Source organism: Micromonospora sp. NBC_00821 (assembly GCF_036347035.1).
Taxonomy (GTDB): Bacteria; Actinomycetota; Actinomycetes; order Mycobacteriales; family Micromonosporaceae; genus Micromonospora; species Micromonospora hortensis.
Genome location: NZ_CP108880.1, coordinates 1,289,592 through 1,313,067 on the forward strand (window position 1 = coordinate 1,289,592; position 23,476 = coordinate 1,313,067).

General features: G+C 71.9%; 25 protein-coding genes, 1 tRNA gene and 1 other RNA gene. 20 read left to right on the plus strand and 7 right to left on the minus strand.

What is annotated here, in order from left to right; translation table 11 throughout:
• Positions 1-99 precede the first annotated feature (99 nt).
• The 7 genes from ftsE (at position 100) to OHB44_RS06035 (ending at position 5,259) form a co-directional block, all read left to right on the plus strand.
• Positions 100-780 carry a cell division ATP-binding protein FtsE gene (gene ftsE / locus OHB44_RS06005; RefSeq protein ID WP_030331491.1) on the plus strand — a complete coding sequence of 227 codons (681 nt, stop codon included), beginning with the start codon at positions 100-102 and terminating at the stop codon, positions 778-780.
• Positions 781-847: 67 nt separating this feature from the next.
• Positions 848-1,723, plus strand: coding sequence for a permease-like cell division protein FtsX (gene ftsX, locus OHB44_RS06010; RefSeq protein WP_238683518.1), 876 nt, complete (start codon positions 848-850; stop codon positions 1,721-1,723).
• Between the two features lie 149 nt (positions 1,724-1,872).
• Positions 1,873-2,352: an SsrA-binding protein SmpB gene (smpB, locus tag OHB44_RS06015; RefSeq protein WP_238683517.1), complete on the plus strand. Its 480-nt coding sequence runs from the start codon at positions 1,873-1,875 to the stop codon at positions 2,350-2,352.
• A 104-nt stretch (positions 2,353-2,456) separates the two neighbouring features.
• Positions 2,457-2,832, plus strand: a transfer-messenger RNA (tmRNA) gene (ssrA, locus tag OHB44_RS06020).
• A 70-nt stretch (positions 2,833-2,902) separates the two neighbouring features.
• Positions 2,903-3,577, plus strand: a complete 675-nt coding sequence (locus tag OHB44_RS06025; protein ID WP_330439856.1) for a hypothetical protein — start codon at positions 2,903-2,905, stop codon at positions 3,575-3,577.
• A 173-nt stretch (positions 3,578-3,750) separates the two neighbouring features.
• Positions 3,751-4,260 (plus strand): hypothetical protein, encoded by a 510-nt coding sequence (locus tag OHB44_RS06030; protein ID WP_266303610.1) that lies wholly within the window; start codon positions 3,751-3,753, stop codon positions 4,258-4,260.
• A gap of 45 nt (positions 4,261-4,305) precedes the next feature.
• On the plus strand, positions 4,306-5,259 hold the full coding sequence (locus tag OHB44_RS06035; protein ID WP_330439858.1) for a hypothetical protein: 954 nt from the start codon (positions 4,306-4,308) through the stop codon (positions 5,257-5,259).
• Between the two features lie 6 nt (positions 5,260-5,265).
• On the opposite strand, the gene mdlC is transcribed toward OHB44_RS06035, so the two are convergent.
• Complete coding sequence (gene mdlC, locus OHB44_RS06040; protein WP_238683513.1) at positions 5,266-6,861, minus strand: benzoylformate decarboxylase; 1,596 nt, start codon at positions 6,859-6,861, stop codon at positions 5,266-5,268.
• A gap of 321 nt (positions 6,862-7,182) precedes the next feature.
• Here mdlC and OHB44_RS06045 point away from each other — a divergent pair, with 321 nt between their 5' ends.
• The 3 genes from OHB44_RS06045 (at position 7,183) to OHB44_RS06055 (ending at position 8,361) form a co-directional block, all read left to right on the plus strand.
• Entirely contained in the window at positions 7,183-7,773 is a 591-nt protein-coding gene (locus OHB44_RS06045) for a YqgE/AlgH family protein (protein WP_112582369.1), read from the plus strand.
• A gap of 87 nt (positions 7,774-7,860) precedes the next feature.
• Positions 7,861-7,933: transfer RNA gene (locus OHB44_RS06050), tRNA-Ala, on the plus strand.
• A gap of 65 nt (positions 7,934-7,998) precedes the next feature.
• A complete protein-coding gene (locus OHB44_RS06055) occupies positions 7,999-8,361 on the plus strand; it encodes an SdpI family protein (protein ID WP_330439861.1) in 363 nt (120 codons plus the stop codon).
• Positions 8,362-8,411: 50 nt separating this feature from the next.
• On the opposite strand, the gene OHB44_RS06060 is transcribed toward OHB44_RS06055, so the two are convergent.
• On the minus strand, positions 8,412-8,672 hold the full coding sequence (locus tag OHB44_RS06060) for a YciI family protein (protein WP_238683511.1): 261 nt from the start codon (positions 8,670-8,672) through the stop codon (positions 8,412-8,414).
• 130 nt (positions 8,673-8,802) lie between these two features.
• Complete coding sequence (locus tag OHB44_RS06065) at positions 8,803-8,925, minus strand: 50S ribosomal protein L36 (protein WP_030490864.1); 123 nt, start codon at positions 8,923-8,925, stop codon at positions 8,803-8,805.
• A gap of 124 nt (positions 8,926-9,049) precedes the next feature.
• Here OHB44_RS06065 and OHB44_RS06070 point away from each other — a divergent pair, with 124 nt between their 5' ends.
• The gene (locus tag OHB44_RS06070; RefSeq protein ID WP_330439866.1) at positions 9,050-9,988 is read left to right on the plus strand and encodes a lytic polysaccharide monooxygenase auxiliary activity family 9 protein; all 939 of its coding nucleotides are present in this window, start codon (positions 9,050-9,052) and stop codon (positions 9,986-9,988) included.
• A gap of 27 nt (positions 9,989-10,015) precedes the next feature.
• Here OHB44_RS06070 and mgrA read toward each other — a convergent pair whose 3' ends face one another.
• Positions 10,016-11,011, minus strand: a complete 996-nt coding sequence (gene mgrA / locus OHB44_RS06075) for an L-glyceraldehyde 3-phosphate reductase (RefSeq protein WP_238683509.1) — start codon at positions 11,009-11,011, stop codon at positions 10,016-10,018.
• Positions 11,012-11,081: 70 nt separating this feature from the next.
• On the opposite strand from mgrA, the gene OHB44_RS06080 reads away from it, so the two are divergent.
• The 8 genes from OHB44_RS06080 (at position 11,082) to OHB44_RS06115 (ending at position 19,627) form a co-directional block, all read left to right on the plus strand.
• Entirely contained in the window at positions 11,082-12,062 is a 981-nt protein-coding gene (locus OHB44_RS06080; RefSeq protein WP_266303606.1) for an aldo/keto reductase, read from the plus strand.
• Positions 12,059-12,565, plus strand: coding sequence for a hemerythrin domain-containing protein (locus OHB44_RS06085; RefSeq protein ID WP_238683507.1), 507 nt, complete (start codon positions 12,059-12,061; stop codon positions 12,563-12,565). Before OHB44_RS06080 ends, OHB44_RS06085 begins: the two co-directional genes overlap by 4 nt.
• A 54-nt stretch (positions 12,566-12,619) precedes the next feature.
• Positions 12,620-13,864: a sensor histidine kinase gene (locus OHB44_RS06090; protein ID WP_330439867.1), complete on the plus strand. Its 1,245-nt coding sequence runs from the start codon at positions 12,620-12,622 to the stop codon at positions 13,862-13,864.
• Positions 13,861-14,511 carry a response regulator transcription factor gene (locus tag OHB44_RS06095; RefSeq protein ID WP_238683505.1) on the plus strand — a complete coding sequence of 217 codons (651 nt, stop codon included), beginning with the start codon at positions 13,861-13,863 and terminating at the stop codon, positions 14,509-14,511. The genes OHB44_RS06090 and OHB44_RS06095 overlap by 4 nt, the downstream gene beginning before the upstream one ends.
• 76 nt (positions 14,512-14,587) lie before the next feature.
• Positions 14,588-15,664 (plus strand): hypothetical protein, encoded by a 1,077-nt coding sequence (locus OHB44_RS06100; RefSeq protein ID WP_330439868.1) that lies wholly within the window; start codon positions 14,588-14,590, stop codon positions 15,662-15,664.
• Between the two features lie 54 nt (positions 15,665-15,718).
• Positions 15,719-17,179 carry a sigma 54-interacting transcriptional regulator gene (locus OHB44_RS06105; protein WP_330439869.1) on the plus strand — a complete coding sequence of 487 codons (1,461 nt, stop codon included), beginning with the start codon at positions 15,719-15,721 and terminating at the stop codon, positions 17,177-17,179.
• 2 nt (positions 17,180-17,181) lie between these two features.
• The gene (locus OHB44_RS06110; RefSeq protein WP_238683502.1) at positions 17,182-19,134 is read left to right on the plus strand and encodes a VWA domain-containing protein; all 1,953 of its coding nucleotides are present in this window, start codon (positions 17,182-17,184) and stop codon (positions 19,132-19,134) included.
• A 28-nt stretch (positions 19,135-19,162) separates the two neighbouring features.
• Positions 19,163-19,627, plus strand: a complete 465-nt coding sequence (locus tag OHB44_RS06115; RefSeq protein WP_330439870.1) for a hypothetical protein — start codon at positions 19,163-19,165, stop codon at positions 19,625-19,627.
• 199 nt (positions 19,628-19,826) lie between these two features.
• Here OHB44_RS06115 and OHB44_RS06120 read toward each other — a convergent pair whose 3' ends face one another.
• Positions 19,827-20,834, minus strand: coding sequence for a GlxA family transcriptional regulator (locus OHB44_RS06120; RefSeq protein WP_330439872.1), 1,008 nt, complete (start codon positions 20,832-20,834; stop codon positions 19,827-19,829).
• Between the two features lies 1 nt (position 20,835).
• On the opposite strand from OHB44_RS06120, the gene OHB44_RS06125 reads away from it, so the two are divergent.
• On the plus strand, positions 20,836-22,191 hold the full coding sequence (locus OHB44_RS06125; RefSeq protein ID WP_330439874.1) for an MFS transporter: 1,356 nt from the start codon (positions 20,836-20,838) through the stop codon (positions 22,189-22,191).
• Positions 22,192-22,210: 19 nt separating this feature from the next.
• Here the strand turns inward: OHB44_RS06125 and OHB44_RS06130 are convergent, their stop codons facing one another.
• Positions 22,211-22,924 carry an RICIN domain-containing protein gene (locus tag OHB44_RS06130; protein WP_330439876.1) on the minus strand — a complete coding sequence of 238 codons (714 nt, stop codon included), beginning with the start codon at positions 22,922-22,924 and terminating at the stop codon, positions 22,211-22,213.
• A 63-nt stretch (positions 22,925-22,987) separates the two neighbouring features.
• Entirely contained in the window at positions 22,988-23,458 is a 471-nt protein-coding gene (locus tag OHB44_RS06135; protein ID WP_266303599.1) for an aminoacyl-tRNA deacylase, read from the minus strand.
• Between the last annotated feature and the right edge of the window lie 18 nt (positions 23,459-23,476).

Sequence of the window (23,476 nt, forward strand, 5' to 3'; positions counted from 1 at the left end):
GTCATCGATCTCCAGGTAGAGGCCTGATTCGACGACTCGTGCCGGATCGGCGGGGCGTGGGGCTTGGCTCAGTTGTTACACCGCGTAGACTCACCACCCGTGATTCAGCTTGAGCAAGTGACGAAGACGTACCCGAAGGCGTCCCGGCCTTCGCTCGACAACGTGTCCGTCTCGATCGAGAAGGGCGAGTTCGTCTTCTTCATCGGTCCATCCGGCTCCGGCAAGTCCACGATCATCAAAATGCTGCTGCACGAGGTGGCCCCCAACAAGGGGCGTGTCGTCGTCAACGGCAAGGACGTCACGTCGATGCGCTCCTGGAAGCGACCCCACTTCCGGCGCTCGATCGGCTGCGTCTTCCAGGACTTCCGGCTGCTGCCCAACCGCACCGCCTACGAGAACGTGGCGTTCGCCCTCGAGGTGATCGGCAAGACGAAGGCGGTTGCCCGCCGGGTCGTGCCGGAGGTGCTGGAGCTGGTCGGGCTCGGTGGCAAGGAGCACCGCTACCCGCACGAGCTCTCCGGTGGTGAGCAGCAGCGGGTCGCCGTCGCCCGGGCGTTCGTGAACCGTCCGCTGATCCTGCTGGCGGACGAGCCCACCGGAAACCTGGACCCGGACACCTCGATCGAGATCATGCGCCTGCTGGACCGGATCAACCGCACCGGCACGACCGTCGTGATGGTCACCCACGACTCCAACATCGTGAACCAGATGCGCCGCCGCGTCGTTGAGATTGAGAGCGGTCGCATCGTGCGTGACCAGGCCCGCGGCGTCTACGGGTGAGCCGGCGCTCCACCCCTGCGCAGCCTGACGACGAACACCTCATGCCGGAGACCCGGAGGAAATCCCGATGCGCGTGAAATACGTCCTGTCCGAGGTACTGGTCGGACTGTGGCGCAACGTGACCATGTCCATCGCGATGATCATCACGATGGCGGTCTCGCTGACCATGCTCGGCGCCAGCGGTCTCATGTACCGCCAGGTCGACGACATGAAGGACCTCTACTACAAGAACATCGAAGTCTCGATCTTCTTGACCCAGGAGGTGACCGAGCAGGAGCGCACCGAACTCCAGACCAAGCTCGACAGCGACCCCCTGGTCAAGGACGTCCTCTACGTCAACAAGGACGAGGCGTACAAGCGCTTCAAGGAGATGTACCAGGACGCGCCGGACCTGGTGAACGCGGTCAAGCCGGACCAACTGCCCGAGGCGTTCCGGCTCAAGCTGAACAACCCGGAGCAGTACAAGAACGTCTACGACCAGTACAAGGACACCGCTGGCGTCGAGGAGATCATCGACCAGAGTCGACTGCTCGACAAGATCTTCAACATCCTCACCTCGATCCAGAACATCGCCCTGGCTGCCGCCATCGTGATGGCGGTCGCCGCCCTGCTGCTGGTCGCGAACACCATTCAGGTGGCCGCGTACAGCAAGCGGCGTGAGGTCGCGGTCATGAAGCTGGTCGGCGCGTCCAACTGGTTCATCCAGGCGCCGTTCGTGCTGGAGGCGGTGGTGGCCGGCCTGATCGGTTCACTGCTCGGTCTGGTGGCCCTGGTCGCGGCGAAGTATCTGCTCTTCGACGGGTCGTTGAGCGCGTTGCAGGGTCTGCTCTCGCCGATCACCTGGGGCGACATCCTGTTCATCTTCCCGTTGATGGCTGGCGTCGGTGGTCTGGTCAGCGCGGGCACCGCCTGGATCACCCTGCGCTTCTACCTGCGGGTCTAGGCACCGTACGGGTCGTCCCGTGGTCTCCCGAGGACCCTCCCGCAGCCGGAAATAAACGGCGCGGGAGGGTCCTTGTCATTCGGGTAGCATGATCGGTTGTCCGGCCGGGGTGAGCCCGGCCACGGACGCCTGGAGAGGGGGTGGCACCGATGCCACGGGAAAAGGGGCGCAAGGTGGTCGCCTCCAACAAGAAGGCGCGTCACGACTACGCCATCTTCGACACGTACGAGGCGGGCATGGCGCTGACCGGCACCGAGGTCAAGTCGCTGCGGGCCGGGCGGGCGTCACTTGTCGACGCGTTCGGGCAGGAACGTGACGGCGAGTTGTTTCTGCACGCGATGCACATCCCGGAGTACACCCAGGGCACCTGGACCAACCATGAGCCCCGGCGTACCCGCAAGCTGCTGCTCAACCGGGGCGAGATCGACAAGCTCCTCGGCAAGACCCGTGAGGGCGGTTTCACCATCGTCCCGTTGCAGGTCTACTTCTCGGACGGCTGGGCCAAGGTCGAGATCGCCCTGGCCAAGGGCAAGAAGTCGTACGACAAGCGTCAGGACCTCGCCAAGCGGGACGCGGACCGGGAGATCGCCCGGGTGTCCGGTCGACGCGGCAAGGGCATGGACGATTAGTTCATCCTGTTTGTCCGGGTCGGCGTGCCGGCCCGGGGCTCGGGATGAAAGCTGTTGCGGCAGGCGTTAGTCTTGTCAGTGCCGCCACATCGGCGGCCTGTCGAGGGGGTGACTGGTTTCGACTTCGTACGCAGCGACAGGGGAAGCGAGCCGAGGAAGCCGACGTCGTCTCGAGAATCGGTCGTCGGAAACTTATAAGCGCCAAGCAAAATCGCGCTGACTTCGCTCTCGCCGCCTGAGGCGAGTAGCTAAGTCTGTCGGCCTGGGAACGCCTTCGTCCCAGTAGCCGGCATCAGCTAGGAGGCTGGCCAATCGGACCCGGTCGCGGGGTCCGTGCGGCGAGATTAATCAGCGACTGGGCCCGTCACACCAACTTGCTCGCGTGAGCGGTGGGGCCGAGTAGAGGCACAGCGAGCTGCGCTCGGAGAAGCCCTGACAAACCGGCGAAGGACCCGGGTTCGATTCCCGGCACCTCCACCACCTCGAAGCGAAGCGCCCCGGCCCACCAGCCGGGGCGCTTCGTTGTTCGCGGGGTCTTACGCTGCCCCCTGTGAACAACCAGGAGCTGCGTCTGTCGGTCGGCGCGTCGCCCGGCCAGCGCGTCGTGGCGGTGGTGTTCGGCGTCCTGCTCACGGCGGTCGGCGCGGCGTTCGTGGCACTGCCCCTCGTCGCCGACGGGCTGTTGCGCCGGCTGACCGGCCCGGGTGACGCGTTCGCCTCCTATGAGGAGGCTCGCGACCTGCCACCGGGGCTGCTGCCGCCCGGGCTACGCGACTCCGCCGACCCGAACCAGTCCGGTCCCAGCCTGTTCATCGGCCTGTGTGGCCTGCCCTTCGTCCTGCTCGGCCTCTACCTGGTGCTGCGGGTGCTCCGCACGGCCGCCTGGCTGGACGGCAGCCGGGCGCGGGTACGCGGTGCGCTGCGCACCCGCACCGTCGACCTCGCCACCGCCCGGATCGAGTCCGGCGCGGTGTCGTACCGCGAGGCGGACGACGGTCCGGCCGGCGAACCGCAGGTGCGGGCCGTCCGCGCGACCGACCCGGGGAGTGCCCGGGGGGTGACGATCCCGCTGCGCGGCATGGGGCTGCCCGTCCTGCCGCCGTCCGAGCTGCGGGCGCTGGCCGAGGCGATCACGACGGGTCGACCGGGCGACGAGCGGGCCGGCGACGCGCGTGCCGTGGCCGAGCACCTGCGCCGACTGGCAGAGCGCCCGTCGACCGACTGAGGCGGTCGTCGGTCCGAGGAGGCCGGTGCGGCGCTGGGGGCAGCACCTGCGTGGCTGGTGGGGTCAGTGGGTTCAACGGGGCAGATGAGACCGCTCAGGGCCCTGGACAGGGCGGGCCGGGCAGCCTCACCATCGCGGTATGGGATAGCAGCGCCGCCGCGCGGGAGGTGCCAATGGTCACCGGTCCGGTCCAGCAGCCGTCAGTCGTCGCCCGACCGCGCGTCGCGCATCCGGCGGGGCTCCCCGCCGATCCACATTCCATCGGTCTACCCGGCGCGCCGCGTCCGGCCGGCCTCGCCGGTGACGTGCACGCCCTCGGCCGGGCCGTCGCCGTCGCCAGCACCGAGCCGCGCTGGCGCGAAGAGGTTCTCCTTCGGCTGCGGCCGGTGCGCCAGGGCTTCGCCGAGCACGTCCGGGACACCGAAGGCCCCACCGGCCTCTACCGGGAGTTGCTCACCCAGTCGCCCCGACTGGACCACGGGGTGCGGCTGCTGACCCGGGAGCACGTGGCGATCGTCGCCGCGATCCTGGCGGTTCAGCAGATCGCCGAGCGGCCCGAGACGCGCCCCGATGAGTTGCGACACCGGGCCGGACACCTGCTGCGGCGGTTGGCCCGGCACCGGCGGCGCGGCGCCGACCTGCTCTGGGAGGCGTACCAGACGGATCTGGGTGGCGAGACCTGACCTCAGGTCGGGAACCGGTAGGTCGGCGGAGGCGTCGAACCGTACATGAAACGGCCTGCCCTGCTGCTCGTACTCCCGGTGCTGCTGATGGCGGGCTGCGCCGCGACCGACGCCGGTCCGGCCGGCGACCCGCCGAGCCCGACGCACGGGGCGAAGGCGTTCGACCAGCGGGCCGCCCAGGTCGCCGAGGCGTGGCGGCCCGGCCCCGACTGGCGCACGGGCTACGTGCCGTTGGAGGGACCGACGGTGCTCACCGGTGACCCGGGCTTCACCCCCGAGACCGAGGCGGCCTTCCGGGCCGGGTGGTACCGCGCGCAGGTCGGAATTCCGCCCACCCGGGTCGGCGCCGAGATCCAGTTCCCGGACGGGCGGTTGACGCTGCCGTTGGTCAGTGCCGCCGAGGCGTACCGGCAGCTCGACCAGGGTGACCCGCTGCCCTGCCCGGGGCGGCCGAAGCGGCCCGGTCTGCCCACCCCCGGCGGCCCCACTGTCGAGCCGGGGCCCGACGGGTGGACCACGAGCAGCACGCAGACCGCCTGTCTCCCGCTCACCGTCACCGCTGTCACGTTCGGCGCCGTGCCGGTGCGCACGAGCCGGGGCGTGGCGCAGGTCCCGGCCTGGCTGTTCACCATCAAGGAGCTGGCCACCCCGGTGGTCCGGCTCGCCGTCGCGCCGACGGCGGTCACCGCCGTCCCCGAGCCGACCACGCCGGCCCGGCCGCTGCCGGACGGGTTGGTGGCGGCCCAGGACCTGGCCGCCGTCGACGACGCCCGGCTGACAGTGCGCCTCGGCGTCGGCGCGTGCGACACCGGGATCACGCCGTTGGTGTGGGAACGGCCGGACGTCGTGGTGGTCGGTGGCGGCGTCACCCGGGCCACCGGCGAATGTATCGCCCTGCTGAAACTGGAGCCGGTCACCGTGACCCTCGCGGCGCCGCTGGGCAGCCGGCCGGTGCTGGACGTCGTCACCGGTGCCCCGCTGTCGATCGGACCGCGCTGACTCGGCTCAGAGGATGCTGGGCACGTCGGTGCTGATCGGCACCGGCAACACGGTGGGCCGGTCGGCGCGTAGCCCGGCGGAGAGCGCCGCGCCGAGCTGATCGGGGGTCTCCACCACCTGCGTGGCACAGCCGTAGCCGGCCGCGATCGCGATGACGTCCAACCCCGGCAGGTCCAGGCCGGGCACCCCGGGAGTGTGCTTCAGCTCGGCGAACGCCTTGAGGATCGCGTACTGCTGGTTGACCGGGACGACGACCACCACCGGCAGTGCCAGGCGCGCGGCCGTCCAGAGCGCCTGCACCGAGTAGTGGAAGGAACCGTCGCCGATCACCGCCACCACCGGGCGACCGCGCCCGGTGTCCCGCTCGGCCAGTGCGATGCCGATCGCCGCCGGCAGGCCGTAGCCGAGGCCGCCGCTGGCCATCGTGAAGTACGACGCCGGGCGGGTGATCCGTAGCTGACGACGCAGCGCGGACAGATTGGATGGTGACTCCTGGATCAGCACGCCGTCGGTCGGCCAGTGCGCGGCCAGCGCGGCGAACAGGGCGTCGGCGCTCAGCGGGGTGCCGACCTCCGGCGGTGGCAGTGCGTCCCGTCGGGTGGGTGCCGGCCTGTCACTCGGCGGCACCCCTTCGACCAGCGCGGCCAGGGCCAGCCCCGGGTCGCTGAGCAGGCTGTCGCCGACCGGGGCTCGCGCGGCCTCGTCAGGGTCGTCAGTGATGTGCAGCAGCCGGGCGCCGTCGGGCAGGTGCCCGCCCGGCACGTACGGGTAGTAGCGGAACACCGGAGCGCCGACGACCAGCACCGTGTCGTGCCCGCGCAGCGCCTCGGCGAGCGGACCGATCGCGTACGGCAGCACGCCGCGGAAGTGCGGGTGGTCCTCGGGGAACACCGCCCGCTCGGTGGCGGGAGCCGACCAGACCGGCGCGGCGAGCCGCTCCGCCAGCGCGATCGCGGTCGCCCAGCTCGCTGAGCGGTCCACCCCCGGCCCGTACACGAGCACCGGGTTGCGGCTGCCGGCCAGCACCCGGACGAACTCCTCCAACCTCTGGGGGTCGGGCGCGAACCGGGTGGCCACCGTTCGCGGCGCGGGGGGCGGGTCGGCTGGCTGGGCCCAGTCGTCCATCGGCAGGGAGAGGAAGACCGGCCCGGCCGGTGGCTGCACCGCCGTCGCGTACGCCCGCAGCATCGCCGCGGGGATGTCCTGCGCCCGGGCCGGCTCGTAGGCCCACTTCACGTAGGGCTGCGGAAGCTCGGTGGGTCGGCGGCTGGCCAGCCGGGGTTCCAGGAGCAGCATCTCCCGGGTCTGCTGGCCGGCGGTGACGATCAGCGGGGTCTTGTTGTGCCAGGCGGTGACCAGGTTGCCCATGCCGTTGCCGGTGCCCGGTGCGGTGTGCAGGTTGACGTGGGCGGGCACTCCGCTGGCCTGGGCGTAGCCGTCGGCCATCGCGACGGCCGTCGCCTCGTGCAGCGCGTGGACGTAGTGGAAGTCGGCGGGGAAGTCCTGGAGGAACGGTTCCTCGGTGGAGCCGGGGTTGCCGAAGACAGTGGTCATACCGAGGGTGCGGAGCACGTCGTACGTCGCGTCCCGGACAGTTGCCATCGCACCCGCCTCCGTGTCGCGGGCAGGGGCGTCCGCGGTCGCCCTCCCGATCAGCCGAATCTATCGGGATGTGACGGACCTTTCGGGCGTTTCTCGGCCGTCGGTGGCCCCGATCGGTCGATCACCGGGAGCTCCGCCGTCGGGTGCGTCGGCCCTTCGTCTTAACTGTCCGATCACCCGCCGGTCAGACCTTAGCCAGCACCCAGCACGCAGGCTATGGTGCCAGGCATGGCGTTGACAGGGCGGCTGAACCCGATGCGGCGGGCGGATCCGGTCGATGACCGGCCCCCGGCGCGGGCTCACGGTTGACGGGTGTGTGGCATGCAGGGAGAGGGCCAGGCGATCGGCGGACGAGCGATGGAGTCGATGACCGGGCGGCTGCTGGTCGCGACTCCGGCGCTCAAGGACCCGAACTTCGACCGTACGGTCGTGCTGCTGGTCGCCCACGAGCCGGGCGGCGCGCTCGGCGTGGTGCTGAACCGGGCCACCGAGGTGCCGGTGGCCGAGGTGCTCGGTGACTGGAGCGACCTGGCCCGCCACCCGGCGGTGCTCTTCGAGGGTGGCCCGGTGCAGCCCGACTCGGCCATCTGCCTCGCTCGGATGCGGCACCCGATGCGCCGGGTGAAGGGCTTCCACCAGGTTTCCGGGGCGGTCGGCACCATCGACCTCTCGGTCGACCCGGAGCGCCTGCGGGAGAGCATCGGCGGCATCCGGGTCTTCGCCGGCTACTCCGGCTGGGGCAGCGGCCAGTTGGAGCAGGAGATCGCCGACGGGTCCTGGTTCGTGCTGGACGGGCTCCCCGGGGACGCCTTCGTCGACAGGCCCGACGACCTGTGGCCGATGGTGCTGCGCCGGCAGGGCGGAATGATGGCCGCCGTCGCGCACTTCCCGCCGGACGTGGCGCTCAACTGACCCGCTCGGCGGGGGACCCCGCGAGATGACCATGCGGGCCCGTCTGTGTATAGTTTCCCAGTGCCCGGGCGACCGGGATGACAGCAAGGGGCCGTGGCGCAGCTGGTAGCGCACCACACTGGCAGTGTGGGGGTCAGGGGTTCGAGTCCCCTCGGCTCCACCCTTGAGAAACGCCCTGGTCGGGATAATCCGACCAGGGCGTTTTGCTGCGTCAGGAGGTGGCCGGTGCTGGCTGGAGCGTTCATCTCGGTGGTCTACGCATTCCTCGGATGGCTCGTCGCGTTCACCGCCAGGGCGTCGGTGCGGCCGTCGGTCGACATGTACCGCAGCCCCGGGGTGCGGACCACCATGACCATGAAATCGATCGAGCACTGGTACGCGGCACACCGCCGGGTCGAGCGCCCCTTCTATCGGACCGGGATGCTGTTGGCCGTCGTGTCTCCGCTGCCGGTCATCCTCGGCGCCGCATTCGGGGACCCGCCGGTGATCGCGGCGGTCCTGGTGCTCGCCGTGCTGGTAGTGCCCTACCTGCTCTACCTGGGCCATGTCGGCAACCGTGCCGCGCACGCTGTGGACGACGAGTCGTGAGTCGGCCGGCCACCCGGACAGTGGCGGCCAGGGCGTCGTCGAAGCCGCGGCTACCGAACGATCGGTGACCACTCCCGCTGGCTGGCGATCGTCACCCCGGGGGTCCGGTAGTAGGGGTCCTCGGCGACCACAGCGGCGAACGCTTCGGCGTCCGGGACGTCGAAGATCAGCAGTGCTCCGGAGTCGTCGGCGAACGGCCCGGCCATGACCAGCCGGCCCTCCTGGTGCAGGGCCTGGAGACGCTCCCGGTGCGCCGGCCGGGCCGCGAGCCGGTCGGGTTCGTCGCCGAAGGACAGCTCCAAGATGAACACCGGTTCCTCCTCATCGGGGCGATCTTCCGAATCACCCTAGTCGATCCGCCGAACCGCCTCGGCACGCAGAACGCCCCGACCGGATGACCCGGTCGGGGCGTTGGCGACTAGATGTTCGGTATGGGCTGAATCAGCCCTGGCGGCTCTTCCACTGCGGGTTGGCGCGGTTCACCACGACCACCCGGCCGCGACGGCGGACCACCACCGAACCCGGCTTCTGCTTCAGCGCACGCAATGAGCTACGTACCTTCATGTCTGCCTCCTCGGTGCTAGCGGTTCCGAGTATCGAAACGCCGCACCCACCCGCGGGATTCCCGGCCGGTCAGCGTCGAACCTTTGCCGTCTCCGGGCCGTACCAGTGGGCGGAGGTCATCCTCATGCCCGTACGCCGGCTCCTCGCCACGGTGCTGGTCGCTGCCGCGACAGTGCCCCTGGCCGCCACACCCGCCGCCGCCCACGGCGCCCCGACCGACCCGATCAGTCGCGCGGCGGCCTGTGGCCCCGAGGGTCGGTACGCGGCCACCAGCGCCTGCCGGGCGGCGGTCAAGGCCGGCGCGGCGGTCCGCGAATGGGACAACGTGCGTGTTTCCACTGTAAACGGGCGAGATCGGGAACGGATTCCGAACGGTGAGCTGTGCAGCGGCGGACTGTCCGCGTACCGGGGACTGGACCTGCCCCGCACCGACTGGCCCAGCACCACGCTGACCACCGGCGCGACGTTCACCTTCCGGTACCGGACCACCATCGAACACCGGGGCACCTTCCGGCTCTACGTCACCACGCCCGACTACGACCCCCGCAAGAAGCTGACCTGGGCGGATCTGGAGTCGCGCCCGTTTCTGACGCTGACCGACCCGCCGGTGCGGGCCGGGGCGTACCAGTTGGCGGGCCGGTTGCCGGCGGGCCGCAGCGGCCGACACCTGATCTACACGATCTGGCAGAACTCCAACACGCCGGACACCTACTACTCCTGCTCGGACGTGGTGTTCCGTGGCGCCAAGGCCACCGGTGCCACGGCCACCGCCACCCCGGCGAAGGCCGGCGCGACGAAGAGCGCGGCGGCTGCTCCGCGTACCGCGGCGAGTGGGTCGGCCGCCACCGAGACGGCGGTGGCGGCGGCGGCCGACCCGGGCGTGCCGGTGGCGTCGGTGACCAACCTCGGCGGCCGGTGGCCGGTGCTGGCCGGCGCCGCCGCCGTGCTGCTCCTGGCGCTGCTGCTGATCGGTGCCGGACGGCGACGTCGCAGCGCCGCCGCACCGGTGGGCCGGCAGTGCGAGGTGCGCAACCACCGGGCCGGGCGGCGCCGGATCTGGTGATCGGACCCGCCCGGGACCCGGCGGCGTTCAGCCCAGGTGGCGTTCGATCTCGGCCAACTCGTCGGCAGTGAAGTCGAGGTTGTCCAGCGCGGCGATGTTCGTCTCCAACTGCTCGACGCTGCTCGCCCCGATGATCAGGCTGGTCATCCGCGGGTCGCGCAGCGCCCAGGCCAACGCGAGTTGGGCGAGGGACTGGCCGCGCCGCTCGGCGACCGCGCCGAGCCCACGGATGGTCGCCATCTTCTCCTCGCTGAGGTCGCTCTCGTTGAGGAAGACGCTGGTGCGGACCCGCGAGTCGGCCGGGATGCCGCCCAGGTAGCGGTCGGTCAGCAGGCCCTGGGCCAGCGGGCTGTACGCGATGCAGCCCGCACCCACCTGCTCCAGCGTGTCGAGCAGGCCGTCGGACTCGGTCCAGCGGTTGAGCATCGAGTACGACGGCTGGTTGATCAGCAGCGGCGTGCCCAGCTCGCGCAGGATCGCGGCGGCCCGCGCGGTCTGCTCCGAGTTGTAGTTCGAGATGCCGACGTAGAGCGCCTTGCCGGAGCGGACGATGGCGTCGAGCGCGCCCATCGTCTCCTCCAGTGGGGTGTCCGGGTCGAACCGGTGCGAGTAGAAGATGTCGACGTAGTCCAGCCCCATCCGGCCCAGCGACTGGTCCAGCGACGAGATCAGGTTCTTGCGCGAGCCCCATTCGCCGTACGGGCCGGGCCACATCAGGTACCCGGCCTTGCTGGAGATGACCAACTCGTCCCGGTACGGCTTCAGGTCGGTGGCGAGCATCCGGCCGAAGTTCTCCTCCGCCGAACCGGGCGGCGGGCCGTAGTTGTTGGCCAGGTCGAAGTGGGTGACACCCAGGTCGAAGGCGCGGCGCACGATGTCGCGCTGCCGTTCGAACGGGCGGTCCGGACCGAAGTTGTGCCACAGCCCGAGCGAGACGGCAGGCAGTCGCAGGCCACTGCGTCCGCTGCGCCGGTAGGTCATGGTGTCGTAGCGGTCATCCGCAGCGAGGTAAGTCACGATCATGAGCCTAGCTCCGGCCCACCGTGGCGCGGATCGGGCGTGGAAACCGGGACATCGGGGTAGTTTCGACGCCATGCGTTTCATTGCGCTCGACACCCCCAAACCGCTGTCCAAGATCGGGTTGGGCACCTGGCAGTTCGGCTCCCGGGAATGGGGGTACGGCCCGGACTTCGAGCGGCAGGCGGCGCAGATCGTCCGGCGGGCCGTCGAGCTGGGCGTGACGGTCTTCGACAGCGCGGAGATCTACGGCTTCGGGCGCAGCGAACGGATCCTCGGCGCGGCCCTCGGCGACGACCGGCCGAAGGTCGTGGTCGCCAGCAAGATCCTGCCGGTGCTGCCGGTGGCCGCCGTGGTGCAGCAGCGCGCTGTCGCCTCGGCGGCCCGGCTCGGCGTCACCAGCATCGACCTCTACCAGGTGCACCAGCCCAACCCGCTTGTCGCCGACCACACCACGATGCGCGGCATGCGCACCCTCCAGGACGTCGGGCTGGTCGGCGAGGTCGGTGTGAGCAACTACGGGCTGCGCCGCTGGCAGGTCGCCGAAGCGGCGCTCGGCCGGCGGGTGCTCAGCAACCAGGTCCGCTACAGCATGCTGGACCGCGCACCCGAGCAGGACCTGCTGCCGTACGCGCGGCAGGCCGGTCGGGTGGTCATCGCGTACAGCCCGCTGGCGCAGGGCTTCCTCTCCGGCCGCTACGACGCCAAGAACCCGCCGACCGGCGCGGTCCGGCGCGCCAACCCGTACTTCCTTCCGGAGAACCTGGAGCGCGGCGCGGCCCTGATCGACACAGTGCGCCAGGTCGCCGACGCCCACGACTCCACCCCCAGTCAGATCGCGCTGGCCTACCTGCTGCGCCACCCGAACGTGCTCGCCATCCCCGGGGCATCCGGGGTCGAGCAGATGGAACGCAACGCCGCCGCCGCCGACATCGACCTCGCCGACGACGAGTACACGGCGCTGGCCGAGGCCGCGAAACGCTTCCGCCCGATCACCGGACTCGCCGCGATGCCGGCGATGCTGCGTGCCCGGTTCGGCAAACCAACCGGAAAGTGAGCACAGTGGACGACATCACCGCGCTGATCCTGGACGACCACGCCGCCTTCCGGCGCGGCTTCGCCCGCCTCGACGACGCCCGCGACGAGCAGGAGATGCTCGCCATCTGGGACGCCCTCGCCCTGCACCTGGACATCCACGCCGAGGCGGAGGAGGCGATCCTCTACCCGCACCTGGTCAAGCACGGCGACGACGGCGAGGACGAGACCGCCGACGCGATTGGCGACCACAACAAGATCCGCGATGCCATCGCCGAGGCGAAACTGCACCCGGTCGGCTCGGACCAGTGGTGGGAGGCGGTCGGCAACGCCCGCCGGGAGAACAGCGAACACCTCGCCGAAGAGGAAGACGAGGCGCTGCCCGACTTCCGCCGGCACGCCAGCACCGAACTCCGCGCCGAACTGGGCCAACGCTGGCTCACCTTCTACGGCGAACACAAGAACGGCCGCAACCTCCCGTTCCGCGACAAGGACCCGCAGCAGTACGTCGCCGACCACCGCTGACATCTCCCCGGCGCGGGGGAGTCGCCGGGACCGTCCGGGCCGCAGAATGACGAGGTGACCCTCCGAGCGGCGCTGGCCCCGCTGGTCGCCGGCACCACCTGGCGACGCGGCGTGTTCCTGCTGCTCGGCGGCGTGCTGGCGCTGCCGTACGGGCTGCTCGCGGTGACCTTCGCCCAACTGCTCACCGACTCGGAGATCCCCCGCTCACTGTCGTACGCGCTGCTGTTGATCGCGGCGCTGATCGCCGTGGTGCCGCTGCTGCTGGACGGCAGTCGGGCACTGGAGATCGCCGCCGTGCGGGCTCTGCTCGGCGTCGACCTGCCCGAGCCGGAGCTGGGGCACCACGGCGACCGGGAGACCCGGCTGCGCAGCGCGCTCTGGATCGCCACCCACCTCATCGTCGGCGCCGTGGTGATGATCGCGCTGTTCAGCGCCCTGCCGATGGCGCTGGCGTTCATCGCCCAACAGTTCGGCATCGGCACCGAGCTGACCAGCAAGGAACAGTTCGGGCCACTGGACGGGCAGGACAGCGGCTGGCTGACAGTGGCCGGGGTGCTCCTGCTGGTCGGCCTCGGCTACGCCGTCGCCGGGCTCGGCGCGCTCGCCGGATCCATGGCCCCGGTGCTGCTCGGCCCGGCTCAGGCGGAGCGGATCGCCGCCCTCGAAGCACGGGCCGCCCGGCTCGCCGAACGCAACCGGCTGGCCCGGGAGCTGCACGACTCGGTCGGTCACGCGCTGACAGTCGCCACCCTCCAGGCCGGAGCCGCCCGCGAGGTCCTCGACACCGACCCCGAATTCGTCCGGCGGGCGCTCACCGCCATCGAGGACGTCGGACGGACCGCCATGGACGACCTCGACCACGTGCTCGGACTGCTCCGGGAGAACGGACGCGACAGGCCCGTTGTGGCGCCGCAGCGTACCCTCGCCGACCTGGACCGGTTGGTCACCGACGCCCGCGCGGCCGGCCTGACCGTGCACGCGCAACGCGCCGGCGACCCGACCCGGCTGCCCGCTGTGGTCTCCCGGGAGGGCTACCGGATCGTCCAGGAAGGACTGACCAACGCGGCCCGGCACGGCCACGGTCCGGTGACGGTACGCCTGGACCTGCACAGCGACGCGCTGGAGCTGGAACTGGCCAACGCGGTGCGCCGCCCCGACCGGGCCCAACGGGGGCGGGGCGGTCGAGGCCTGGACGGCATGCGGGAGCGGGTGCTGCTGCTCGGCGGCCGGCTCACAGTGGGCCCCGACGGCGACCGGTGGCTGATCCGGGCCCGCCTGCCGTACGAGGAGACGACATGACCACCGGAGTGCTGATCGTCGACGACGACGAGCTGATCCGGGTGGGGCTGCGAGCCATCATCGACGCCCAACCCGACCTGCACGTGCTCGCCGAGGCCGCCGACGGCGCCGAGGTGCCGCCGCTGGTCGCCCGGCACCGGCCCGACGTGGTGCTGATGGACGTGCGGATGCCCGGCATCGACGGCATCCAGGCCACCCGGCACCTGCTGGCCACCTCCGCCGACCCGCCCCGGGTGCTGGTGGTCACCACCTTCGCCAACGACGAGTACGTCTACGAGGCGCTACGCGCCGGCGCCTCGGGGTTCCTGCTCAAACGGGCCCGGCCCGCCGAGGTGGTGGAGGCCGTCCGGGTGGTCGCTGCCGGCGAGTCACTGCTCTTCCCGGCCGCGATCCGCCAACTGGTCGGGGCGTACGGGCCGGCGGGCGGCGACCGGTTGACCGCCGCCCGGCTCACCGAACGGGAGGCCGAGGTGCTGCGGTTGATGACCACCGGCCGGTCCAACCCGGAGATCGCCGCGCACCTGGTGGTAGGGGTGGAGACGGTCAAGACGCACGTCGGCAACGTGCTGGCCAAGCTGGGCGTCCGCGACCGCACGCAGGCCGTCATCGCCGCGTACGAGTCCGGCTTCGTCACCCCGTCGGGCTGATCGGTCCCCCCACCGGGGGAGTGGGTTCACCGCCGGCCGGGAGGGAATCCGGTGGCTGTCCGTCGAGGCTGAGACCATGACAACGATCACTGCCTCCCCGTCCCGTACCGGCTCCCGCTGGCCGGACCGGCTCGCCCCACTGGCCGCCGGTTGGCTCGGCCTGTGGGGCGTCCTCGCCCTGATCGGCACGCTCACCGGCGCCGGCTACCCGTTCGGTCCGAACGACCCCCACGGCGGCGACGTCAGCCTGCTGCGCCTCGTGCCGGTGGAGGTGGCCACCCCGCTCTTCGCCGGCATACTGCTCGCCGCCGCCGTGGCCGCCCTGGCCATGAGCCGCCCAGCGGCGCGCCCAACCGGCCCGCTGCGGGCGCTGCTCGCCGGCTACGGCTGGGCTGTCGCGTTCGTGCTCGTCCTGGTCGTGCCGGACGTCCGGGTGCTGGTCGTCCTCGGCTACCTGCCGATACTCATCGTCGGTGCGCCGTTCGGGTGGCCGCCGGTCGACTACGCCGACATCTTCAACTGGGCGCTGTTCGGCCGGTTCGCGGCGCTGGCCGGCGGGCTGCTGCTGGCCGGTGCGGTGCTCGCCTGGCAGCGGCGCACCGCCGGGGCCTGCGTCGGCTGCGGCCGCAACCACACCGACCGAGGGTGGACCACCCCGACCGCCGCCACCCGCTGGGGCCGGTGGGCCGCCGGCATCGCCGCCGTCATCCCGTTCACGTACGCGCTGACCCGGTTCGCCTGGGCGGCCGGCATCCCGCTCGGCATCTCCCGCGAGTTCCTGACCGAGATGCAGGACACCGGGCTGGTCTGGGCCGGGTTCGGGTTGGCCGCGTTCGCCACCGTCGGCGCGGTCCTCACCCTCGGCCTGGTCCAGGGCTGGGGCGAGCGGTTCCCGCGCTGGATGCTCGGGCTCGCCGGCCGGCGGGTGCCGGTGAAGCTGGCTGTGGTGCCCGCCACAGTGGTCGCTATCTCCGTTACCGCGGCCTCGCTGGGGCTGCTCAGCAACCCGAAGTTCTGGGAGCTGACCGGCGGACTCAGCATTACCGGGGCGCCGATGCTGCTCTGGCCGGTCTGGGGCGTGGCGCTCGGCGCGGCCACCTACGCGTACCACCTGCGCCGCCGTGGAGCCTGCCGGCGCTGTGGTCGGGGTTGAGCGGGAGTGGGGGTGCTCCCTGATGCCGGGGCACCCCTGCGGATGTGAGCTAGCGTGGGTTGGGTGACTGCGCCTACCCCGGTAATCCCGGTTCCACCGGCCGACCTGCCCGGCACGCTCGGCGCGCTACGGGCGGCCGGTCACCAGTACCGCACCGTCAAGCAGGAACTCCGCGACAACCTCCTCGCCCGGATGCGCTCCGGCGAGATCCGTTTCCCCGGCATCGTCGGCTACGACGACAGCGTGCTGCCCGAGGTCGAGCGGGCACTGCTCGCCGGGCACGACATGGTGCTGCTCGGTGAGCGCGGCCAGGGCAAGACCCGGCTGATCCGCTCGCTGGGCGCGTTGCTCGACGAGTGGACCCCCGTTCTGCCCGGCTCGGTGCTCAACGAGCACCCGATGCACCCGCTCACCCCGGCGTCCCGCGCCCAGGTGGCCGAGGCCGGTGACGACCTGCCGATCGGTTGGCTGCACCGCTCGATGCGGTACGGCGAGAAGTTGGCCACCCCGGACACCAGCGTCGGGGACCTGATCGGTGACGTCGACCCGATCCGCATCGCCCAGGGCCGTACTCTCGGCGACCCGGAGACCATCCACTTCGGGTTGGTGCCGCGCACCAACCGAGGCATCTTCGCCGTCAACGAGCTACCCGACCTGGCCGAGCGCATCCAGGTGGCGCTGCTCAACGTGCTGGAGGAGCGGGACATCCAGGTTCGCGGCTACCAGCTGCGTCTGCCACTGGACCTGCTCCTGGTGGCCAGCGCCAACCCGGAGGACTACACCAACCGGGGCCGGATCATCACACCGCTCAAGGACCGGTTCGGCGCGGAGATCCGCACCCACTACCCGGTCGACCTGGAGTTGGAGCTGGCGCTGATCCGCCAGGAGGCCGACCTGGTCGCCGAGGTGCCGGAGCACGTGCTGGAGGTGCTGGCGCGTTTCGCCCGCGCCGTGCGGGAGTCGCCGTCGGTGGACCCGCGCTCCGGTGTCTCCGCCCGATTCGCCATCGCCGCCGCCGAGACGGTCGCCGGTGCCGCGCTGCGCCGTGCCGGTCTGCTCGCCGCCTCCGACACCCCGGACGGACGCCCCGAGGCCGCCGTCGCCCGCGTCGGTGACGCGGTGTCGGTGACCAGCACGTTGCGTGGCAAGGTCGAGTTCGAGAGCGGCGAGGAGGGCCGGGAGATCGAGATCCTCGCGCACCTGCTCCGTACCGCGACGGCCGAGACGTTCCGGGCCCACCTGGCCGGGCTGGACCTGTCCGGGTTCACCGCACTGGTCGAGGACGGCGCCGCGATCGAGACCGGCGAGTTGGTCAGCGCCGCCGAGCTGCTGCGCCAGGTCGGCACCGTACCCGGGTTGGCGAAGGTTCTGGACCGGCTCGACCTGGGCGACGCACCCACCTCCGAGGAGGCTGCTGCCGCCGTCGAGTTCGTGTTGGAGGGGCTGCACCTGACCCGCCGGCTCGGCAAGGACGTCACCGATTCGGGGCGCACCGTCTACGGCGGCCGGGGCTGACAGTGGCCGGCAACCGGTTCCGTTACGGGCAGTGGAACGGCGGGCCCGACCCGCTCGCACCCCCGTACGACGTGCGCGAGGCGGTGGACGCGGTCGGTGCCGAGGTGCTGGCCGGCGGCAGCCTGCGGGAGGCGCTGCGTGACCTGCTGCGCCGTGGCCCGCAGGGACGGGGTGGCCTGGACGACCTGGCCGCCCGGGCTCGGCGGCTGCGCCGGGAGGCGCTGCGCAGGGGCGACCTGGACGGGGCGGTGACCCGGGCCCAGGCCCTGCTCGACCAGGCCCTCGCCGCCGAGCGGGACGAGCTGCGGGGTCGCGACGACGACGCCGCGCGGTTCGCCGAGGCGGTGCTGGACAATCTGCCGCGCTCGACGGCGCGGGCGGTGGAGGAGCTGTCCGGCTACCAGTGGGCCAGCGACGACGCGCGCCGCTCGTACCAGCAGATCCTCGACCAGCTCCGCGACGACGTGCTCGGCCAGCGCTTCGCCGGGCTGCGTGACGCGGTGCGCGCCTCCGCCGACCCGGCCGCCCAGCAGCGGCTCGCCGAGATGATGGGTGACCTGAACGACCTGCTCGCCCGGCATGGTCGCGCGGAGGACACCACCGACGCGTTCGCCGAGTTCATGCGCCGACATGGCGACTTCTTCCCGGAGAAGCCGGAGAACGTCGACGAGTTGATCGACGTGTTGGCCCGCCGGGCGGCGGCCGGTGAGCGGCTGATGAACTCGCTCTCCGAGCGGCAGCGCGCCGAGTTGGCCGGCCTCATGCAGCAGTCGCTCGGCGACCGCCTGGCGGGGGAGTTGTCAGCGCTCGACGCGAACCTGCGGGCACTGCGACCCGATCTGCGCTGGGGGCGGGGTGAGCGGGTCCGCGGCGACCAGCCGTTGGACTACGCCGACGCGGCCGGCGCGCTGGGTGAGATCGGCGACCTGGACGACCTGCTGGACCAACTCGACCAGGAACACCCGGGGGCGACCCTCGACGACGTGGACGTCGACGCGGTGGCGCGCACGCTGGGCCGGGACGCGGCAGACGACGTTCGCCGGCTGCGCGATCTGGAGCGGGAACTGCGCCGCCAGGGTTGGGTGAGCCGGGACGCCGAGGGGCTCACACTGAGCCCGAAGGCGCTGCGCCGGCTCGGCGGGACCGCGCTGCGGCAGGTCTTCGCGGAGCTGACCGCCGGGCCGCGCGGCCAGCACGACCTGCGCTCGGCCGGTGCGGCGGGCGAGGTCAGCGGCGCGTCCAGGCCCTGGCAGTACGGCGATGAGCAACCGTTGGACGTGGTCCGGACGTTGACTCGGGCGGTCAGTCGGGCCGGGCCGACGGTCCCGGTGCAGCTCTCGGTGGACGACTTCGAGGTGGTGGAGACCGAGAGGCGTGCCTCGGCCGCAGTGGTGCTCTGCGTCGACCTGTCGTACTCGATGATCTCTCAGGGTCGTTGGGGGCCGATGAAGCAGACGGCGCTGGCGCTGGCACACCTGATGGAGACGCGTTTCCCGCAGGACGCCCTGCAGATCGTGGGCTTCGGCCGGGAGGCGATGACGCTCACCCAGCAGGAGTTGGCGGCAGTGGAGCCGGACATGGAGCAGGGCACCAACCTCCAGCACGCGCTGCGGTTGGCGGGCCGGCACCTGCGCCGGCACCCGGACGCCGAGCCGATCGTGCTGGTGGTCACCGACGGCGAGCCGACCGCGCACCTGGACCCGGACGACGGGGAGGCGCTGTTCCACTGGCCGCCGCTACCGGAGACGATCGAGGCGACGGTCCGCGAGGTGGACCGGTTGAGCCGCTACGGTGCCACGCTCAACCTGTTCATGCTCGGCGACGACCCGGGCCTGCGGCGCTTCGTCGACGCGGTGGCCCGCCGCAGCCGGGGCCGCATGTTCACCCCGGACACCGACGACCTGGGCGAGTACGTGGTCAGCGACTACCTCCGCTCCCGCCAATCCCGCCGCTAACTCCCGCCGCGGCGGGTTGACTGGGGGGATGGAGAGCGGGGGATTGCGGCGGGCTTACGGTGCCCTGTTCGCTGAGGTCGACGCGGGCGGGTTCGGTCCGGCTCCGGAGGGGCAGCTCAGTGCCGAGCAGATCGTCGCGCATCTGGTCGCCAACGACGAGCTGATGATCCAGGCCACCGAGGCGTTGCTGGCCGGGTCACCGTTCGCGTACTACGAGCCGGCGGAGGACATGCACCGCCCGCAGCTCGACGCGCTCGCCGCCGAGCACTGTGGTCTGCGTGGCCTGACCGCGCTGCTGCACGGCACCAGCGACCGGCTGTGCGGGCTGGTCGACCAGCTCGGCCTGGCAGCGGAGACCCCTGTCGAGACGCATCTCCGCGAGGGCTTCGACCTCATCGTCGACGAGCCACTGCCCTGGTCCCGCACCCTGGACCTGCACACCCGGGTGCACCTGCCGAAGCACCAGTCCCAGTTGCACCTGCTCCGCTCCTGAGCGACGCCGCTCGGAAGGTCGGTGTCGCCGGTCTTGTGCAAGTGAGCGTGATGTCCGTGAGTCCGCCCTCCGCCGATCTTGCACTTCCTGTCCCGACGAAAGCGACATAAAAGGGCAATTCAACAACAGTGAGTGCAAGATCGCGGGGCGGGGCGGGGCGGGCGGGGCGGGGCGGGGGCGCTAGGGCTGCGGGGCGGGGTCAGGTTTTGGCTGGCTCGGGGCGGGGGTGGAAGGTGCGGCGGTAGGTGGACGGGGCCACGCCGATGCGGTGGTGGAGTTGCTGGCGCAGGGCGGCGGTGGTGCCGAACCCGCAGCGGTGGGCGATCTGGTCGACGGTGAGGTCGGTGGTCTCCAGCAGCAGCCTCGCGTGGTCGGTGCGCTGTTGCAGCAGCCACTGCGCTGGGCTCAGGCCGGTCTCCGACCGGAAGCGTCGGGTGAAGGTGCGCACGCTCATCCGCGCCTGCTCGGCCAGGTCGCGCAGCGCGATCGGCTCGTGCAGCCGCTGCCGCGCCCACTCCCGGGCGCCAGCCGTGCTGGTGTCGGTCGCCTTCGGCACCGGCTGCTCGATGTACTGCGCCTGACCGCCGTCGCGCCACGGTGGCATGACGCAGCGGCGGGCCGCCCGGTTGGCCACCTCGCTGCCGTGGTCGAGGCGGATGACGTGCAGGCAGAGGTCGATGCCGGCGGCGACTCCGGCCGAGGTGAGCACCCGGTCGTCGACGATGAAGAGCACGCCCGGGTCGAGGTCCACCCGGTCGTGCAGGCGGCGGAACCGCTCGGCGTACGCCCAGTGGGTGGTCGCTCGCCGCCCGTCGAGGAGCCCGGTGGCGGCGAGCACGAACGCTCCGGTGCAGATTGACATGATCCGGGCGCCCCGCTCGTACGCCGCGCGCAGCGCCTCGGTCACCTCCGGCTCGACGGTGCCCGCTGTCAACGCGGTGCCGTCGTGGATGCCCGGGACGATCACCGTGTCGGCGGTGTCGAGCAGTTCCAGCCCGTGGTCGGGGACCACCTGGAAGCCGGCGGTGCTGCGCACCGCCCGCCCTCCCGGTGTGCACACCCGGACGTCGTAGAAGGGTGTCCCGTCGGCGGCCCGGGCCGTGCTGAAGACCTGGGACGGGGTGCCGAGGTCCAGGCCAACCACCTGGTGCAGGGCGAGGACGGCGATCCGGTGCGGGCCAGCGCTCATGGCCCGATTATTGCGCATGATGGCTTTCCGGCCACTCGTCGAGGTGGGTGGCCCGGCTCAGACTTGTCCCGTGACCACGAACCGCCGTCTGCATCCCGCCTGGCTGGTCGCCGCCGTCGCCTTCGTGGCGCTGGTCGGCGCGGCCGGCTTCCGCGCCACCCCGTCGGTGCTGCTGCACCCGCTGCACGAGGAGTTCGGCTGGCCCCTGGCCACGATCTCCGCGGCCGTCTCGGTCAACCTGCTGCTCTACGGGCTCACCGCGCCGTTCGCGGCCGCCCTGATGGACCGGTTCGGCATCCGCCGGGTGGTCTCGGTGGCCCTGCTGCTGGTCGCCGCGGGCAGCGGGTTGACGGTCTTCATGACCGCCAGCTGGCAGCTCCTGCTCTGCTGGGGTGTGCTGGTGGGGCTGGGCACCGGATCGATGGCGCTGGCGTTCGTGGCCACCGTCACCGGCCGTTGGTTCGTGCACCGCCGGGGCCTGGTCACCGGGGTGCTGACCGCCGGCGGGGCGGCCGGGCAACTGGTCTTCCTGCCACTGATCGCCATCCTGGTACGCGACCACGGCTGGCGTAGCGCCGCACTCGTGGTGGCCGTGGCGGCGCTGGCGGTCGTACCCCTGGTGGTGTGGCTGCTGCGCGAACACCCGGCGGATCTCGGCCTGCCCGCCTACGGGGCGACCGAGGTCGTCGCCGCGCCGCCGGCGACCGGCGGCGCGGCGACCCGGGCGCTCGGCGCGCTGGCCACCGCGGCCCGGACCCGACCGTTCTGGCTGCTGGCCGGAGGTTTCGCGATCTGCGGGGCGACCACGAACGGCCTGGTCGGTACGCACTTCGTGCCGGCCGCGCACGACCACGGAATGGCCCAGACCACAGCGGCCGGGTTGCTCGCCCTGGTAGGGCTCTTCGACATCGTCGGCACTATCGCCTCCGGCTGGCTCACCGACCGGGTGGACAGCCGGCTGCTGCTCGGCATGTACTACGCGCTGCGCGGGTTGTCCCTGCTGGTGCTGCCGAGCCTGTTCTCCGGCACCGCCGAGCCGAGCATGCTGGTGTTCATCGTCTTCTACGGCCTGGACTGGGTGGCCACCGTGCCGCCGACGGTGGCGCTGTGCCGGGAGTACTTCGGTGGCGCGGGAGCTGTGGTGTTCGGCTGGGTGTTCGCCGCGCACCAGCTCGGCGCGGCGGTCGCCGCGACCGGCGCGGGGCTGGTCCGGGACCGGCTGGGCGACTACGCGATGGCCTGGTACGTGGCGGGCGCGCTGTCGATCGGCGCCGCCGGGCTGTCGCTGCTGCTGCGCCGCCGACCGGGCCGTCCGGTGCCGGAGGCCGTGCTGGTCGCCGCGACCGCGCCCAGGGCGTGGAGCTTCCGGGGCTGAACCGTGACGCGTCGGCCGGTCAGCTCACTGTCCACTGCTGGGCCGGCCGGCCGTCGCACTGTCGCTGCCGGATGTCGTCGCCGGCCTCGACGGCATCGTCGTCGGCCTGGGCGCACTTGTTGCTGTGCGCGGCGATGAGCAGCACCGCGCTGGTTCCGGTGCCGCCGAACCGCCACTGCTGGTTGGCCCCACCGTGGCAGGGGAACTGGAGCAGCCGCGCGCCGTCGTCCCCACTGCCACCCTCGACGTCGAGGCACTGCCCGTACGCGGCGTTTGTCAACGACAGCACGCCCGTGCCGGCCGGGCTGATCACCCACTGCTGCTCGGGGGCGCCGGTGCACACTGCCAGCTCGGCCTCGGCCTCCTTGCCGTCACCGTTGAGCCCCAGGCAGAGGCCCGAGGCGGCGCGCAGCACCCGGGGCCCGGTGGGCGGGGCGGCCGGCGTGCTGGCCGACGGGGTCGGTGACGGCTCGGCCGGTGCGGTCGGGCTCGGCTCGCCGGCCGGCTCACTGGGCCGCGCCGCGCTGGACGGTGTACCGACCGACGCCGGCACCGACGGTTCGTCGTCACCGTCGAGCAGCCCGGTGGCGAAGACGACCCCCAGGAGTACGCCGACGGCTCCGACCGCCACCGCGACCCGCAGCAGCGGATCGGCCAGCGGCCCGGAGCGCGGTGCCCGGTGACCGCCGTAGACGGTGCCGGCGGGGTCGGGGCGTTCCTCGGGCGCGGACATACGCGCCATCCTCACCCACGACGTCGCGCCGGAGCCAGCCCGGCGGAGCGGCGGTGGCGAGGCTCAGCGGGTGGGCTGCGGGTCGGTGACGTCGGCGACCGTGGCGTCGAGGGCGGCGATCGCGGTGTCGGCGTCGATCGCGATGGCGAGACCGCGCTCGCCGGCACCGAGGGTGATCTCCCGGCCGCGCAGTCGCTCGTCGGCGACCACCGGCCAGGCCGTGCTCGCGCCGAACGGGGTGATGGTGCCGCGTTCGTAGCCGGTGGCGGCCAGGGCGCCGGCCGCGTCCGGCATGGAGAGCCGGTGCACGCCGAGCAGGGCGCGCAGCTTGGGCCAGGAGATGACCCGGTCGCCGGGGGTGAGCACGAACAGGTGATCGTCTTCACCACGGCGAACCACTATCGTCTTGACCACGTCGGGAACGGCCACGCCCCGGGCGGCGGCGGCCTCCGCGAGACTGCCTACCGCACCGTGGCTGACCAGCCGATACGGCAGTTTGGCGTCGTCCAGGGCGGTGATCGCTGGCGATGGCATGCCCGCCACGGTAACGGT

What these genes read in the sequence shown, in the direction of transcription:
- ftsX (WP_238683518.1), top strand. Translation starts at nt 848, where the DNA reads ATGCGCGTGAAATACGTCCTGTCCGAGGTACTGGTCGGACTGTGGCGC.
- smpB (WP_238683517.1), top strand. Translation starts at nt 1,873, where the DNA reads ATGCCACGGGAAAAGGGGCGCAAGGTGGTCGCCTCCAACAAGAAGGCG.
- OHB44_RS06030 (WP_266303610.1), top strand. Translation starts at nt 3,751, where the DNA reads ATGGTCACCGGTCCGGTCCAGCAGCCGTCAGTCGTCGCCCGACCGCGC.
- OHB44_RS06035 (WP_330439858.1), top strand. Translation starts at nt 4,306, where the DNA reads ATGAAACGGCCTGCCCTGCTGCTCGTACTCCCGGTGCTGCTGATGGCG.
- mdlC (WP_238683513.1), bottom strand. Translation starts at nt 6,861, where the DNA reads ATGGCAACTGTCCGGGACGCGACGTACGACGTGCTCCGCACCCTCGGT.
- OHB44_RS06045 (WP_112582369.1), top strand. Translation starts at nt 7,183, where the DNA reads ATGCAGGGAGAGGGCCAGGCGATCGGCGGACGAGCGATGGAGTCGATG.
- OHB44_RS06065 (WP_030490864.1), bottom strand. Translation starts at nt 8,925, where the DNA reads ATGAAGGTACGTAGCTCATTGCGTGCGCTGAAGCAGAAGCCGGGTTCG.
- OHB44_RS06070 (WP_330439866.1), top strand. Translation starts at nt 9,050, where the DNA reads ATGCCCGTACGCCGGCTCCTCGCCACGGTGCTGGTCGCTGCCGCGACA.
- mgrA (WP_238683509.1), bottom strand. Translation starts at nt 11,011, where the DNA reads ATGATCGTGACTTACCTCGCTGCGGATGACCGCTACGACACCATGACC.
- OHB44_RS06080 (WP_266303606.1), top strand. Translation starts at nt 11,082, where the DNA reads ATGCGTTTCATTGCGCTCGACACCCCCAAACCGCTGTCCAAGATCGGG.
- OHB44_RS06095 (WP_238683505.1), top strand. Translation starts at nt 13,861, where the DNA reads ATGACCACCGGAGTGCTGATCGTCGACGACGACGAGCTGATCCGGGTG.
- OHB44_RS06100 (WP_330439868.1), top strand. Translation starts at nt 14,588, where the DNA reads ATGACAACGATCACTGCCTCCCCGTCCCGTACCGGCTCCCGCTGGCCG.
- OHB44_RS06115 (WP_330439870.1), top strand. Translation starts at nt 19,163, where the DNA reads ATGGAGAGCGGGGGATTGCGGCGGGCTTACGGTGCCCTGTTCGCTGAG.
- OHB44_RS06120 (WP_330439872.1), bottom strand. Translation starts at nt 20,834, where the DNA reads ATGCGCAATAATCGGGCCATGAGCGCTGGCCCGCACCGGATCGCCGTC.
- OHB44_RS06125 (WP_330439874.1), top strand. Translation starts at nt 20,836, where the DNA reads ATGGCTTTCCGGCCACTCGTCGAGGTGGGTGGCCCGGCTCAGACTTGT.
- OHB44_RS06130 (WP_330439876.1), bottom strand. Translation starts at nt 22,924, where the DNA reads ATGTCCGCGCCCGAGGAACGCCCCGACCCCGCCGGCACCGTCTACGGC.
- OHB44_RS06135 (WP_266303599.1), bottom strand. Translation starts at nt 23,458, where the DNA reads ATGCCATCGCCAGCGATCACCGCCCTGGACGACGCCAAACTGCCGTAT.